The organism is Orrella marina, assembly GCF_003058465.1.
GTDB classification, from domain to species: domain Bacteria; phylum Pseudomonadota; class Gammaproteobacteria; order Burkholderiales; family Burkholderiaceae_B; genus Algicoccus; species Algicoccus marinus.
In genome coordinates this window covers 3,189,599-3,202,103 of record NZ_CP028901.1, presented here as the reverse complement: position 1 = coordinate 3,202,103, position 12,505 = coordinate 3,189,599, and the positions used below count along the sequence as shown (strand labels likewise).

Annotated in this window: 12 protein-coding genes and 3 pseudogenes; 7 read left to right on the top strand and 8 right to left on the bottom strand. The window is 53.1% G+C overall.

What is annotated here, in order from left to right; genetic code table 11:
* Nucleotides 1-58: 58 nt before the first annotated feature.
* The 4 genes from DBV39_RS14625 to DBV39_RS20070 are packed head-to-tail and all read right to left on the bottom strand — an operon-like array spanning nt 59 to nt 1,440.
* Nucleotides 59-367 carry a winged helix-turn-helix transcriptional regulator gene (locus tag DBV39_RS14625; protein ID WP_108622161.1) on the bottom strand — a complete coding sequence of 103 codons (309 nt, stop codon included), beginning with the start codon at nt 365-367 and terminating at the stop codon, nt 59-61.
* Between the two features lie 3 nt (nt 368-370).
* The gene (locus tag DBV39_RS19570) at nt 371-526 is read right to left on the bottom strand and encodes a hypothetical protein (RefSeq protein WP_159078971.1); all 156 of its coding nucleotides are present in this window, start codon (nt 524-526) and stop codon (nt 371-373) included.
* A 2-nt stretch (nt 527-528) separates the two neighbouring features.
* A complete protein-coding gene (locus DBV39_RS20075) occupies nt 529-711 on the bottom strand; it encodes a helix-turn-helix domain-containing protein (protein ID WP_227870653.1) in 183 nt (60 codons plus the stop codon).
* A 24-nt stretch (nt 712-735) separates the two neighbouring features.
* Nucleotides 736-1,440 (bottom strand): Rrf2 family transcriptional regulator, encoded by a 705-nt coding sequence (locus DBV39_RS20070; RefSeq protein ID WP_227870652.1) that lies wholly within the window; start codon nt 1,438-1,440, stop codon nt 736-738.
* Between the two features lie 200 nt (nt 1,441-1,640).
* On the opposite strand from DBV39_RS20070, the pseudogene DBV39_RS14610 reads away from it, so the two are divergent.
* Together DBV39_RS14610 and DBV39_RS14605 are read left to right on the top strand one after the other, a co-directional pair.
* Nucleotides 1,641-2,012, top strand: a pseudogene (locus DBV39_RS14610) (DUF1428 domain-containing protein).
* Nucleotides 2,013-2,048: 36 nt separating this feature from the next.
* Complete coding sequence (locus tag DBV39_RS14605) at nt 2,049-2,411, top strand: VOC family protein (RefSeq protein WP_108622159.1); 363 nt, start codon at nt 2,049-2,051, stop codon at nt 2,409-2,411.
* Nucleotides 2,412-2,644: 233 nt separating this feature from the next.
* Here the strand turns inward: DBV39_RS14605 and istB are convergent, their stop codons facing one another.
* The 3 genes and pseudogenes from istB to DBV39_RS14585 all read right to left on the bottom strand — a co-directional run bounded on the left by istB (nt 2,645) and on the right by DBV39_RS14585 (nt 5,678).
* Nucleotides 2,645-3,400, bottom strand: a complete 756-nt coding sequence (gene istB, locus DBV39_RS14600; protein ID WP_108623298.1) for an IS21-like element helper ATPase IstB — start codon at nt 3,398-3,400, stop codon at nt 2,645-2,647.
* A 17-nt stretch (nt 3,401-3,417) separates the two neighbouring features.
* Nucleotides 3,418-4,938 (bottom strand): annotated as a pseudogene (istA, locus tag DBV39_RS14595) (IS21 family transposase).
* A 392-nt stretch (nt 4,939-5,330) separates the two neighbouring features.
* Nucleotides 5,331-5,678, bottom strand: a complete 348-nt coding sequence (locus DBV39_RS14585) for a hypothetical protein (protein WP_108622157.1) — start codon at nt 5,676-5,678, stop codon at nt 5,331-5,333.
* A 351-nt stretch (nt 5,679-6,029) separates the two neighbouring features.
* Between DBV39_RS14585 and DBV39_RS20475 the strand changes: the two are divergent.
* The 5 genes and pseudogenes from DBV39_RS20475 to DBV39_RS14565 all read left to right on the top strand — a co-directional run.
* Nucleotides 6,030-6,275, top strand: a pseudogene (locus DBV39_RS20475) (Chromate resistance protein ChrB); the annotation flags it as partial.
* A gap of 246 nt (nt 6,276-6,521) precedes the next feature.
* On the top strand, nt 6,522-6,959 hold the full coding sequence (locus DBV39_RS20060; RefSeq protein WP_227870649.1) for a chromate resistance protein ChrB domain-containing protein: 438 nt from the start codon (nt 6,522-6,524) through the stop codon (nt 6,957-6,959).
* Between the two features lie 2 nt (nt 6,960-6,961).
* A complete protein-coding gene (gene chrA / locus DBV39_RS14575; protein ID WP_108622155.1) occupies nt 6,962-8,398 on the top strand; it encodes a chromate efflux transporter in 1,437 nt (478 codons plus the stop codon).
* 739 nt (nt 8,399-9,137) lie between these two features.
* Nucleotides 9,138-9,923, top strand: coding sequence for a HupE/UreJ family protein (locus tag DBV39_RS14570; protein ID WP_108622154.1), 786 nt, complete (start codon nt 9,138-9,140; stop codon nt 9,921-9,923).
* Nucleotides 9,924-9,949: 26 nt separating this feature from the next.
* The gene (locus DBV39_RS14565; RefSeq protein WP_108622153.1) at nt 9,950-10,300 is read left to right on the top strand and encodes a DUF6488 family protein; all 351 of its coding nucleotides are present in this window, start codon (nt 9,950-9,952) and stop codon (nt 10,298-10,300) included.
* A gap of 366 nt (nt 10,301-10,666) precedes the next feature.
* On the opposite strand, the gene DBV39_RS14560 is transcribed toward DBV39_RS14565, so the two are convergent.
* Entirely contained in the window at nt 10,667-12,499 is a 1,833-nt protein-coding gene (locus DBV39_RS14560; RefSeq protein WP_159078970.1) for a TniQ family protein, read from the bottom strand.
* Between the last annotated feature and the right edge of the window lie 6 nt (nt 12,500-12,505).

Below are 12,505 nucleotides of genomic sequence, written 5' to 3'. Positions count from 1 at the left end.
TGCCTAAAAACCCACTTGTCAATAAAAATCGCCCGCACAATCCTCCCAATCGTAGCGCTCACGAATCTGGACTACGTGCAGGGCGCACCTCGCGACGATCCGCCCACTTCAACAAAGCATCGAGTGCAGGACAAAGCGCCTGGCCCCAATCGGTCAGTCCGTATTCGACTTTAGGCGGAACCTGATGGTGGACAATCCGTCGAACAACCCCATCCTCCTCCATTTGACGAAGCTGCTGGATCAGCATCTTTTGTGTAATAGCAGGTATCGCCCTTTCAAGCTCTGAGAATCGAAGCAAGTTTCCACCAAACAGATGGAACAAAATAATCAGCTTCCACTTTCCTTCGAGAACTCTGAGCGCTCGCACTGATCAGAATCCCGGAACCTCAGAAATACATAGCCAGAAGTCGCGATGGTCACGATCATCGGAATACCCAAGAAGGGCCGACTTGCGAGCCCTGATCAGTTTCAGAGTAGCAGCCATTCCTGCATAGCTCACGCCGATGACGATCATGTTGTAGTGCATGATCAATTCCTTTCGCGTTTTGCTACTGGGCGGCGGCGCGCAAAGTCTGCGGCCAGATCGGCCAAGGAGAGTTCCGAGAATCGTTCTAGCAATAGCGCTTCTGCATCTATAACGGCATCTTCGAGCGCAGCGTTCACCGATTGCTCGACGAGGCACTTCGGGTTCTCGTTGCCGATGGCAAACATCGCTGGCTCGCCTAATGCCTCATGCTATTGGAACACGGTAATCAAGCCAAGATCCACGTGGATACACCACCCAACCCCATAGCCACGATCAGACGTGACAATGCCGGCCTTTCGTAGATACCCCATGGTGCGTCGCACGACCTGTGTATTGCTATTGACGTTGGACACAACGCCATCCCAGTGTTGAAATCTTGTATGGCAATACGGCAGGTATGATGGCTTGGAATGCACAAAGCGTGCCGCTTCGGTTGGCTCGTCATCTGCGCGTTTTTGCTGACGCTTACGATATGGGCGTATCGAATGAATATTGACCAGTGCCCTGTCGATGAGTGTTAATGAAACATGAACCAGATTTCTATTGAACAGCGCATCGCTGCAATCTATCTTCAAGAATCCAGTCGGGTACTCGCGACTCTGATTCGACTTTTGCACAGCAATTTCGATCTGGCAGAGGAAACCCTGCAAGCGGCAATCGCTGTGGATCATGCTGAAGCGCGGCTGGCCGAGGATACCGATTAGGCGCAGATCACTGGTCTTTATGACGTCCTCCTGAAAATCAACCCGTCTCCAATCGTGGAGCTCAATCGCGCTATCGCACTTGCGATGCGCGATGGGCCGCAGGCAGGATTGCGCGCAATCGATAAGCTGATGGATCACGAAGATCTGCAGCACTACCATCTGCTGTATGCCGCCCGTGCGGATCTCTTGCGTCGCCTGCATCAACTGCAAGACGCTAGCCTCTACTACCGGCGGGCACTGTCATTGACGCAGCAGGAACCTGAGCGACGTTTCCTGCGACAACGTCTGGCTTTGCTTGAAAAAGCGAAATAAAAATTTCCATTCTGTCGAATTCAGGTACAGGCAAACGACTAGTAGGTGACACAACCCAGAGACGTCAAAGAACCTAACAATCCCGGGGGAATCACCTCATGAGTTACATCGATGGATTTGTTCTCGCTGTGCCTAACGCCAATAAACAAGCGTTCATCAAACATGCGCAAGTGGCCGATGCTGCCTTTATGGAGTGGGGCGCGACACGCGTTCTCGAATGTTGGGAAGAGGACGTACCCAATGGAAAAGTCACTGACTTTCGTCGGGCTGTCCAGGCCAAAGAAAACGAAGTCGTGGTGTTTTCCTGAATAGAGTGGCCTGACAAAGCGACCCGTGATGCGGCCGTGAAGAAAATGATGTCAGACACGAACGCCGATCCACGCATAGATCCGGATAAAAATCCCATGCCATTTGATGGCGTGCGTCTGATCTTCGGTGGTTTTTCACCTGTGGTTGTGCTGGAAAAATAAAGAAAATCATCAACAGCCGAACTGGTGGAGAGGACCATGCCCAACCAAAATGGTGAATTTATCTGGTATGAACTATTCACTGAGAATAGCGATGAAGCACTGCAGTTTTACAGTGCAATACTCGGCTGGAAAGCCACCAACAGTGGCTTTCCTGAGACCGATTACCGTATTGTTCAGGCCCTGGATGAACACGCCGGAAAGTGGCACGACGTCGGTGGCCTGCTGCAACTGACCGACGACATGAAAAACAACGGCGCCAGGCCGGTATGGCTGGGTTATCTCAGCGTCGACGATGTGGAGCAGACACTTGCCTGTATCGTCAACAATTGTAGGCCGTTACATAACGCGAGATGCAAACTCTTTAAAAATCTCCACCATACAGAAATTATGCACTCGTAAGTTGAACGATTACAAACCAAAAGGGGAGATTTTCCCTCCAACTTGGGTATTCCGGTCGATCGTGACCGGGCATTCCGGGATCGTGACCACCTATTCTGCTGATCGTGACCAGCATTCCGGCGATCGTGACCACCTTCGGGTCAACGGTTGGGTCATGCGTGTGGGAGATTGTACTTGCAGACGTGATTCCGGCCCTGATCCTGTGACCAGGAATCAGGGCCGGCCTGGTGTGATCAGACGGGTTTCTTTGGCGTCCTGGAGCGGCTTGGCGCACGCAAGGATTCGCCCTTCAGGACCATGCGATGCGACTGCTGCAATAGCCTGTCGAGCATGGCATCAGCGATGGCCGCATCACCGATCCAGGCATGCCAGTGATCAACGGGTAACTGGCTTGTGATGATGGTTCCCCTTGATCCGCAACGATCGTCAACTATCTCCATGAGTGCGTCCCTGGCCTGGGCATCCAGGCCCACCAGCCCCCAGTCGTCCAGTACGACGAGATCCGTGCGTGCGAGTTCCGTCAGCCACTTGGTGTAGGTGCCCGTGACACGCATGGTCCGGATCTCTTCGGACAAACGGGTGATGCGCAAGTACCGCGCACTGTGACCCATTCGGCATGCGTACTGTGCCAGGGCACATGCGAGCCAGGTTTTGCCGCATCCGGTCGCACCGGTGATCACGATGGTGTTGCCTGTTGAGACCCACTCACTGAGCGCCAGACTGGTGAACTGACTGCGCTCGACACCACGTCCTGCGCGTGTGTCAAAGTCCTCAATGCAGGCCTGTGAGTACTTGAGTTTGGCCTGTTGTATCAGGCGGGTGTAGCGACGCTCGTTGCGATGGTCACTTTCATGCTGGACCAGAAATGCCAGACGTTCTTCGAAGGTCATGTCACTGCTGCCCGGTTGTTCCATCTGGCGCTGTAAGGCGTTGGCCATGCCCAGCAGTTTGAGGTCGCGCAATTGTGCAATAGTGTGTTGATGAAGCATGTTCATTCTCCGCTGAATCAGTGATAGGAATCCGCACCACGCAGGTGCTCATGTTCGGGGCTTGACCACAGATCAGGCTGATCGGCTTTGACCTTGTCACGCTCGTTGCGCAACATGTCACGCACGGCGCGGTAGTTGTAGACACCGATCGATATCGCCAGAGCGCAGGCCGTCTCGAGCCGGGCGTTGCCATAGCGCTTGGCCAGTGCGATCACGCCCAGAGAGCTGCGATATCCGTGCTCGGCGAGCTTGTGCCGCTTGAGAAGACCTTCAACCAGTGTGCCGGTGTTCAGGCTAATACTCATGCCCTAGGCAATCATTCTTTCGGGTGTCCATTGCAGGTGAGCCTTGTGTGATGGTGGCCTGTGTTCGAGCTTGGTGGAGAACTTGCCGGGCAACGATTTGCGTGGATGCAAGGCCACCCGTATACCGCGATGCAGCAACTCGACCGTGGATGTGGTGACACGCGCGATCAGATCGGTGCCGATCAAGGTGTACGGTGCGCTGTAGCGATGAAAGTCAACCTCCACGTGATGATCGATATTGACCTTGACTGACTTGAATTCGGCGTACTCATAGCGCTGAGCAGGCAAGGCTCTTAATGCGGGTGCGTCGACTTGTGCAAACACGCTCGAGCGGCATCCTTCGAGCTTCTGAAACGGACGATCATTGAGGGCTTTGAGCAGTGGCTCAATCGCCCGGTTGGCCGCGGCCAGATCCGGGAGTCTGACGTGACGCAGTCGAGCCATGATCCAGCGCTCCACCACCTGCACGGCGGATTCCACCACGGCCTTGTCCTGGGGTTTTCGCACGCGCGCCGGCAAGACAGAACAATCGTAATGACGAGCAAAGTCCAGGACACTGTCGCTGACTCTGGGTTCATAGCGATCGGGTTGTGCGACCACTGCACGAGGGTTGTCTGGAACAATAAATTCGGGCGCCCCGCGCATAAAGTGCAATGCGCCGGTCATGCCTCGAATCCAGTCCCGCGTCGTCTGTCCCGACAAGGCTCGGGCATAGGTGTAATGCGAGGCTCCCATGGCTGCAACGAACAAGTGCCCGCGGGTCCCGTCGCCCAGTTCAAGTGTCGGCCCTGCGAAGTCGACAAACAACTTCTCGCCAGCCCGATGCACCTGGCGCATCGACACCTTCAGGGTCTTGGTGTACCGACGATAGCGGTCGCAGAACTGGCTGTACTGAAGCGTAGGCTGATCGACGTAGTCAGCCTGATACTCCTGCCAGAGCAACTGCAAGGTCACGCCTTTGCGAGTCAGTTCGCGATGGACTTTGCCAAAGTCGGGCAGAACACGGTTGCCATGAACCCTTGACGGGGTGAGCCGGTGCTCGAGTTCCACTTCGGATAATGGCTCGATTGTCGACCAGTCCAGACCCGCCTGACTGGCGAGCCGGATGTACTTGGCGACCACTGCCTTTGAGATGGCTGATGCCGTGGCAATCTGGCGCTGTGAGTAGCCCAGGCAATGCGATTGATAGAGAACATTCTTGATCATTTGCGTGCTCATTGAAGGCGGTGACATGCAGGCTCCAAAAAGCCCGACACACTACCGCATGGTTGAGAAAAACACGCATGACCCAGAACCCTCTGATGGGCTGGTCACGATGACCGGAACAGGTGGTCACGACTCCGGAATCACTGGTCACGATCCCGGAACCTCAGAAATACACAGTCAGAAGTCGAGGTGGTCACGATCATCGGAATGAGTGGTCACGATCATCGGAATACGCACCAACTCATAAAAAGTTTCCTTTAGGCTTCAGCAACTTGTGCGATGTCCCCATGACCAGTCGCATGCTCATGGAAAACTGGCTAAAGCCCATCATGCCATCGAGCCTTCGGACAATCTCGTTGCTCATCATTATGTTGTGTACAACGTCCATTCGACCTTGACGCTGGAGACCGCGCAGTCAATTACTTCAAGGTTGAAAGCAGATTCTGAGCTGCATTGAAACAGTCTCTGGTTTCGCCGCCAACGATCTTCACCCCAGCGGTTTGATCCGGGTTGGTCGCGATCACATCGCCTGCTGACAAGTACAGCTTAACCGCATTGCTGGTTGTCAGGATTGTCGCCACATTGCAGGCCACCCCCGAGTCGATCAGGAACTGATGGCTATGACCGCTTGCAGTTTTTTCAAGTTTCATGGCCCGGATAATTTCACTCTTGTTCCAAATACTCCCAACCTGATTGGCGCTTGCAAAGCTCAGCCCACATGAGCCAACCATCGATGCCAAAGCGACCCACCAGTATCTTGTACGCATCACAAACTCCTCACGGAAAGTCGGCTATAGACCCTGCGCTTTTCTTGCTGCGGCCTTCTTTTCTAGCTGAGCGATGTCTTTGTCCCAGCTCCCAGACCAGCCGCCCTCTTTGGCCGTCTCACACAAGGCAATCGCGCGTTCGAGGTTGCCACGCTTTTCTCCTCGTCGCGCCATCCGTCTTCTGCGGTAAACCTACCAAACCACCAGTCCTGAAAACCGAGGGAGACGATGTCACCGTCAAGCCGACCCACCAAGCATCATCCTACGGCGACTTATGAGGCTGAGAACTCAAGCTGGGGGTCAATAAATACTTATGTAGAGAAAGATACATAATTGTAGTAACCTTTACAAATGAAATGGCTCCTCATTATTGTCACGCTTTCAACAGAAAACGCAACTGCGCGTATGCGCATTTGGCGCGCTCTTAGGTCGGCAGGTGCTGCAGCATTACGCGATGGAGTCTATCTGTTACCAGACCTCGCGGATCATTACGACAAACTGAGGTGTTTAGCTGAAGACGTGCTTCAGTCAGGCGGAGACGCCCACGTTTTACGAACCAGCGAATCGACGACAAGCCATTTTTCAATGCTTTTCGACAGGTCGCGCGACTATGAATTACTGATTCGTGATGTCGCCGACCTCCGATCACAGTTGACACCAAACACGGTTAGGCAAACGATCAAAGAGGCTCGCAAACTTCGGAGTCGGTATACACGGGTTGTACAGATCGATTTTTTTCCGGGTTTATCGCAAGGTAACGCCGACAGTGCACTTATTGAGTTAGAAACAGCTGTTAATCATGCTCTTTCTGCCAATGAGCCAATCTCAATCGCAGCAACTACCGTGAGTTTGGATACATCTGCCTATCAGGGCAAGACATGGGCAACACGTCAGCGACCCTGGGTCGACCGCCTCGCCAGCGCTTGGCTGATTGGTAGGTTCATTGACAGCAATCCTCGGTTCCTATGGTTGTCCTCACCGGAAGATTGCCCGAGCGATGCCATTGGATACGACTTTGATGGTGCGACATTCACACACGCAACCAACAGGGTGACGTTCGAAACGCTAGTGGAGAGCTTCGGGTTGCGCCAACCCGCGTTGCTCAGGCTTGGAACGCTTGTGCACTATCTGGATGTCGGGGGTGAACAGCCATCTGATGCCCCTGGAATTGAAAGTGTCCTGATGGGATTACGCGAAATTCATCTTGTCGACGACGCCTTGTTGGACGCGACTAACCAGGTCTTTGACAGTCTGTACCAGACCTACGCCAAAGAGTCTTGATCATGGCAAATATCAGCAACACAAACTCGAATCGCAAACCGAAGGCAGTCCTTATTGCCCCAGCCAATGCGAACGAATTCGGTCATGAAATTTCCTTCCAGCAGGCTTTTTACGTCTGGTTGCGGGTGGCAATGCTGAGCTTTGGAGGGCCGGCGGGACAAATTGCTGTTATGCACCGAATTCTGGTTGAGGAGAAGCGCTGGGTCAGCGAGAACCGATTCTTGCACGCGCTGAACTATTGCATGGTGTTACCGGGACCTGAGGCCCAGCAACTAGCAACCTATATCGGCTGGCTGTTACATGGCACCCGAGGTGGTCTAGTCGCTGGAGGACTCTTCATACTTCCTGGCTTTATCAGCATTCTGATCCTTAGCCTTCTGTACGCAGGGTTTCAAGACGCCACACTGGTTCAGGCAATATTTTTCGGCATCAAGGCCGCTGTTCTTGCTGTTGTCATTCAGGCGGTCATCCGGATTGGCAGTCGCGCCTTAAAAAATGCCTATATGTACATGCTGGCAACGGCGGCGTTTGTTGCACTGTTTTTCTTTGCTGTACCGTTTCCCTTGGTTATTGTGACCGCAGCCCTCATTGGATTGATTGGAAGATACTTCGACCCGCAGCGGTTCGTGATCATTAAGGGGCACAGCGCAAGCCAGGATAACGATCAAGCTATCGACAAAATGATTGACGCTGGTGACGCTCATCACACCAAGGCCACTTTCAAACGCGCAATCAAAGTACTCAGCGTCTGGGGTACGCTTTGGTTCACACCTCTAGTTGCTCTGCTCTTGTTCCTTGGACCGGACGACGTTTTCACGCAGATCGGATTGTTCTTCAGCAAACTGGCCGTTGTCACCTTTGGCGGTGCCTACTCGGTACTCGCTTATATGGCGCAAGAAGCGGTCGAACATTATGGTTGGCTAGCGCCCGGGGAGATGCTCAGCGGGTTAGCCATGGCAGAAACGACTCCAGGCCCGTTGATTCAGGTGGTTCAGTTCGTGGGCTTCATGGGTGCATTCCGGGCACCAGGTAGCCTTGACCCTTTCACCGCCGGCCTCCTGGCATCAGTCCTTGCGACCTGGGTAACGTTTGTACCTTGCTTCCTATGGATATTCCTGGGTGCACCATACGTAGAAAAATTGCGGGAGAATCGGTCCGTGAGTGCCGCACTGTCAGCGGTGACTGCTGCGGTAGTTGGTGTGATGTTGAGTCTGGCCATCTGGTTTGCTGTACATGTTGCCTTCACTGAGGTAACAACGGAACAGTTTTATGGTGTGCAATTGATGAGTCCAGCATGGAACACTATTCAGGGAGCAAGCGTGATGTTGGCCATTGGAGCATTTGTTGCCATGCTACGTTTCAAAGTTGGCATGCTACCGGTGATATGCGTCAGCGCCTTACTAGGTGCTATTTACTATCTGTTGTTCCCAGTCTCTTGATGTGTTGCTAACTGGTCTGTCTAGCGGTCGATCAGGTATAGAAAGACTGTTAAATTGCGAATTTTTCAACGCTACACTCTTTCCGACCAAGAAGATTTTGACCAGCGAAGCTGCTTTCATTGCATTTCAAAGCGCATGAGAAACGAGTTCCGAGCCGTTCTGTTGTTGATCGTCATGAGCTGGCAAACCCTCTCATTGGCGATGCCTTTCCAGGCTCACGGGCAGACGGAACAAATCGCGCATTCCATCATTCACAGTCTGGAAGTTAGCCACCACCATCATTCTGATCAGTCTTTGCATTTGAATGTAGATTCGGAGTGTTCTTCTCATCACCACCACGTCAACCAGGGTGTTCAACCTCCTGCGCTCGAACCCTGGTTTGTCTGGGTGCCAGCTGATCCGTCTTCGTCTGCACCAGTTCTTCTTCTTGCCATAGACTTCACATCTTTCACCCCAGACGGGTTGTTGCGCCCGCCTCGAACCTAACCACCTCCTCTTTAGCCTTTCGTCGGACCATCGCGAGCGGATCAATGGGGCTTATTGCGCCTCGCGTACGGCCTTAGGCATGTCGACTGAGTCTTGGTCTCAGTTGATACCGTTTGCGTATTCATCCAACGCACAGGTGGTTATTTAATTTTCAAAGCACTAAAACGCGCGAACACGGTGGGATCGCTGATCGGCCCTTCGTTGCATGCTTTCGCGCTTAAGTGTTTCCTTGATTTCAGGATAAGTTTCAATCATGACGCACTTCGTTCTTCGCAAATGGCTTGGTTTGATTTTGTGCCTGACGCCTTTGATCGCCTGGGCTCACGGTATTTCAGAGGAAGACCGTCAACGCATGCTTGACGGTAGCTACCTTCAATACGTCGGCCTAGGTGCCTCGCATATGCTCACCGGTTACGATCATCTGTTGTTTCTGTTTGGCGTGGTTTTCTTTTTGAAGACCTTCAGGGACGTTGCCAAATTTGTGACCATCTTTACGATTGGTCACTGCATTACCCTGATTTTCGCGACCTTTTATGGCATCACCTGGAACTACTACTTAGTAGATGCCATTATTGCTATCAGCGTGATCTACAAAGGGTTTGATAACAACGGCGGTTTTCAACGGGTGTTCGATATACAGTCGCCTAACCTGATGTGGGCAGTTTTCTTCTTTGGACTGTTGCACGGGTTTGGCCTTTCGACACGCTTGCAGCAACTGCCACTGGGAGACGATCCGGTTGCAATGCTTTGGCGGATCCTGAGTTTCAATCTTGGTGTAGAGATTGGCCAGATCGCAGCACTCTCAGCCATGGTTGCGTTGCTAGCTCTGTGGCGCAAGCGCCCTTCATACATTCGGTTCAGCTATGTGGCCAATCTAGGATTGATCTATGCCGGCGTGTACCTGTTATTCGTGCAGTTGCATGGTTACCAGCACGATGTAGCACCAGATAGTTTTCGCTTCCCTATCGAAGAGCACCAGCATGTTCATGAAGACATGAACATTGAGAACACTTTTGACGAAAGTCGCAATGCCCTCTAATTATCTACCCACTCCAAGGAGTATCCATGAAAAAGCTCATTCTTCTGATATCCCTCGCGTCTGCCACCGCGGTTGGTCCTGCAGCCATGGCTGCAGAAAGCAGTGCTTGTCACTTCCACGGATCCAAGCCTGCTACTGAATCTGTGGTCGTCAATTGTGCCATGGATCGTAAGCAGACACTGGTTAAGCAAGGAAAACTTGATTCATCATGGGCGCAGATCAAGCAAGACGAAGTACTTATTGTCGATGGAAAAAAGGGAAAGGAGTGGCGCCTGACCTTCAAAAATCCTGCGGTCCCAGACTCGGAAAAACAGATTCTTTACATGTTCTACAGTCTGCCAGGTAACTTCATTGCCGCAAATTACACCGGCAACTAATTTTGAAGAAAGTCAGCCTGATTTCCGAACAGGCATTCAGGCTGTCCAGATACTGCGAGCATCGTTTTTAAGTTGTTGACGTTCGACCAAAATTGACCTCAGGGCATGAGTTTCGCTCAATGCTTGCGCCGCCCACTCGACGCGGCGCACCGCAAACTCGCCTCATCTCGCGCGTTCTGGATGGTGTTCGCATCTGAAAAGTGATTTTCCTTTCGAGAAGCTCCCTCAATGGAGAACACTCCCCCAAAACGGAGGACTGTATTTATTTACGACACAATGCGTGAATTCTTTAGGGCAAGATGCAGGCAATTTCTCAAAAATTCCTAGCAGCCGCCAGGCGTGAGGCCAGTGACGGCTGCAACGCGATCAGTGCTCGGCAATCTCCGTCTCTTTATCCGCGCATGCGCTACGGGCCAATCGCGCCAGGTCCGCGATTCGAACCAGACCTCCCCGGCGCTGTCCGTTGGGAAGCGGTAAGGAACCAACGAGCTCCACCTTGCCCTTGAAGTTGCGAGCCGCCGCTGACGACTTGGTCCCCATGATCTTTCCAAGATCAGATAGCGTGATGTAGTTCCTTCCGAACGACAGCAAATGCTCTGGTCGAATCACATATCTTTGTTGCCCGGGCAGGTTCACCTCCTCGCACTGCAAGAACCCCTCCCGGATCCAGTGCATGATGGTTTCGGCCTTCCAGCTCGTGATCTTTTCCAGGTTCGTCACCGACATGCCGGCCTCCAAAGCCGGAATCCCGAAGTACCGGGTAATGTCTGACTTCAGGAACCCCATCTTTCCGAGCGTGGGGCCTCGTACGACAGGTACAAGCTCGCCCTTTTTTGCCGCTTGCATCGTATTCTGGATAGCTGAGTTGCTGCCCCAGCGACGACTCACAATCTCTGACCAAAGAATGATCTCCTTTCCTTCCTGGGTCTGTGCTGGCTTCAGGTTCGCAATCAATGTCGCATGCAGATCATCAATCGATTGCGCCTCTATCTCGCCAGCCTTCATGATGTCAATGCGCCACTGGATGTCGCTGTTAATGACTTCAGCACTGATCATGCTCTGCAACACAACCTCCCCCACGCCCGCTCGCACCATCGCATCTTTTCTGGTGATCCACCTTGCCCGCTCCTGGGCAATCCGCTGCGTTTCGGTCAATGGGATCTCATAGGTCACACCGCGCGTGCCAAGAAGGCGAGACCGATATTGGCAAATGTTCTTCATCACAGCGTTGTGCAACACGGCCTGAGTGACGCCAATCAGCTTTGCAGCAGCAGACAAACGCAAGTGCTCGACCTGATCTTCGACAAGCTGGGCCGCCGAGTCCAAACTGCGGATACCTTCAAAGTCACGCGTCGCAATCCGTATTACGACCGTCAGGAACTGCTCCAGATCACTACCCAGACTCAACTTTCTCAACTGGATGTACCACGCGCCAAGCAGCGAGTTGATTGTTCTCGCATTCTGCTTGCCAGCACGCACGCGCGCCGACACATGATCCTCAAACCTGAACGGCCAGTCACTTAGCAGCTCATCAAGCGGGGCCAGCAGTTCCACAGCCGGAGAAACCCGGCTTACGGTGCCCACCTTGCGACTGCTCGGGGGAACATCCGGATCAATAAACAGGCAAAGATCCCGTATCAATGTGCACAGTTTCGTCAGCGATACCGCTCTGACACGGGGTAGCATCTCGTTTGATGATCTGCCGTTACTCAGTATCAAGGTGGACAGCCATCGTTCGGCCTGGGTGGGCACGGATGTTTGCGACTCTGTCAGATCGTGGCCGCAAGGACAGTAGGCCAAATACTCCCGACTTTTAGCGATTGGCTTGTTGCAACCATCGCACTGGTCTACCAGACGAACATTGTGCCTCGGGCAGCATGTCACGTAACCATGCTCCCAGAACTGGCGAATGTAGGCAGACTCCTTCAAACAAGAAGGGCAAAACGCATCGGCAGTCAGGCGGCGAAGGCTGCGCCAGGATCGCACCTGCTTCTCTCGCTCAACCGCCGTAGCCGTCCATGATGAGTCGATCCCCAGCACATCAGACACGAGCGTCGGACTGTCCATCAACGCACTGCGGTCCCGGCGTATGCCAACCATGCCCGCAAGCTCTTTCCACCCCCAGAGCGAGTTCTCGGCAGCAAGCCTTCTGTAATAGCCAAAACCCGATTCATCCGCCCGGGGCGCGAAGGTATTCATCAAACT

What these genes read in the sequence shown, in the direction of transcription:
- DBV39_RS19570 (WP_159078971.1), bottom strand. Translation starts at nt 526, where the DNA reads ATGCACTACAACATGATCGTCATCGGCGTGAGCTATGCAGGAATGGCT.
- DBV39_RS20075 (WP_227870653.1), bottom strand. Translation starts at nt 711, where the DNA reads ATGTTTGCCATCGGCAACGAGAACCCGAAGTGCCTCGTCGAGCAATCG.
- DBV39_RS14605 (WP_108622159.1), top strand. Translation starts at nt 2,049, where the DNA reads ATGCCCAACCAAAATGGTGAATTTATCTGGTATGAACTATTCACTGAG.
- istB (WP_108623298.1), bottom strand. Translation starts at nt 3,400, where the DNA reads ATGCTTCATCAACACACTATTGCACAATTGCGCGACCTCAAACTGCTG.
- DBV39_RS14585 (WP_108622157.1), bottom strand. Translation starts at nt 5,678, where the DNA reads ATGCGTACAAGATACTGGTGGGTCGCTTTGGCATCGATGGTTGGCTCA.
- chrA (WP_108622155.1), top strand. Translation starts at nt 6,962, where the DNA reads ATGGCAAATATCAGCAACACAAACTCGAATCGCAAACCGAAGGCAGTC.
- DBV39_RS14570 (WP_108622154.1), top strand. Translation starts at nt 9,138, where the DNA reads ATGACGCACTTCGTTCTTCGCAAATGGCTTGGTTTGATTTTGTGCCTG.
- DBV39_RS14565 (WP_108622153.1), top strand. Translation starts at nt 9,950, where the DNA reads ATGAAAAAGCTCATTCTTCTGATATCCCTCGCGTCTGCCACCGCGGTT.
- DBV39_RS14560 (WP_159078970.1), bottom strand. Translation starts at nt 12,499, where the DNA reads ATGAATACCTTCGCGCCCCGGGCGGATGAATCGGGTTTTGGCTATTAC.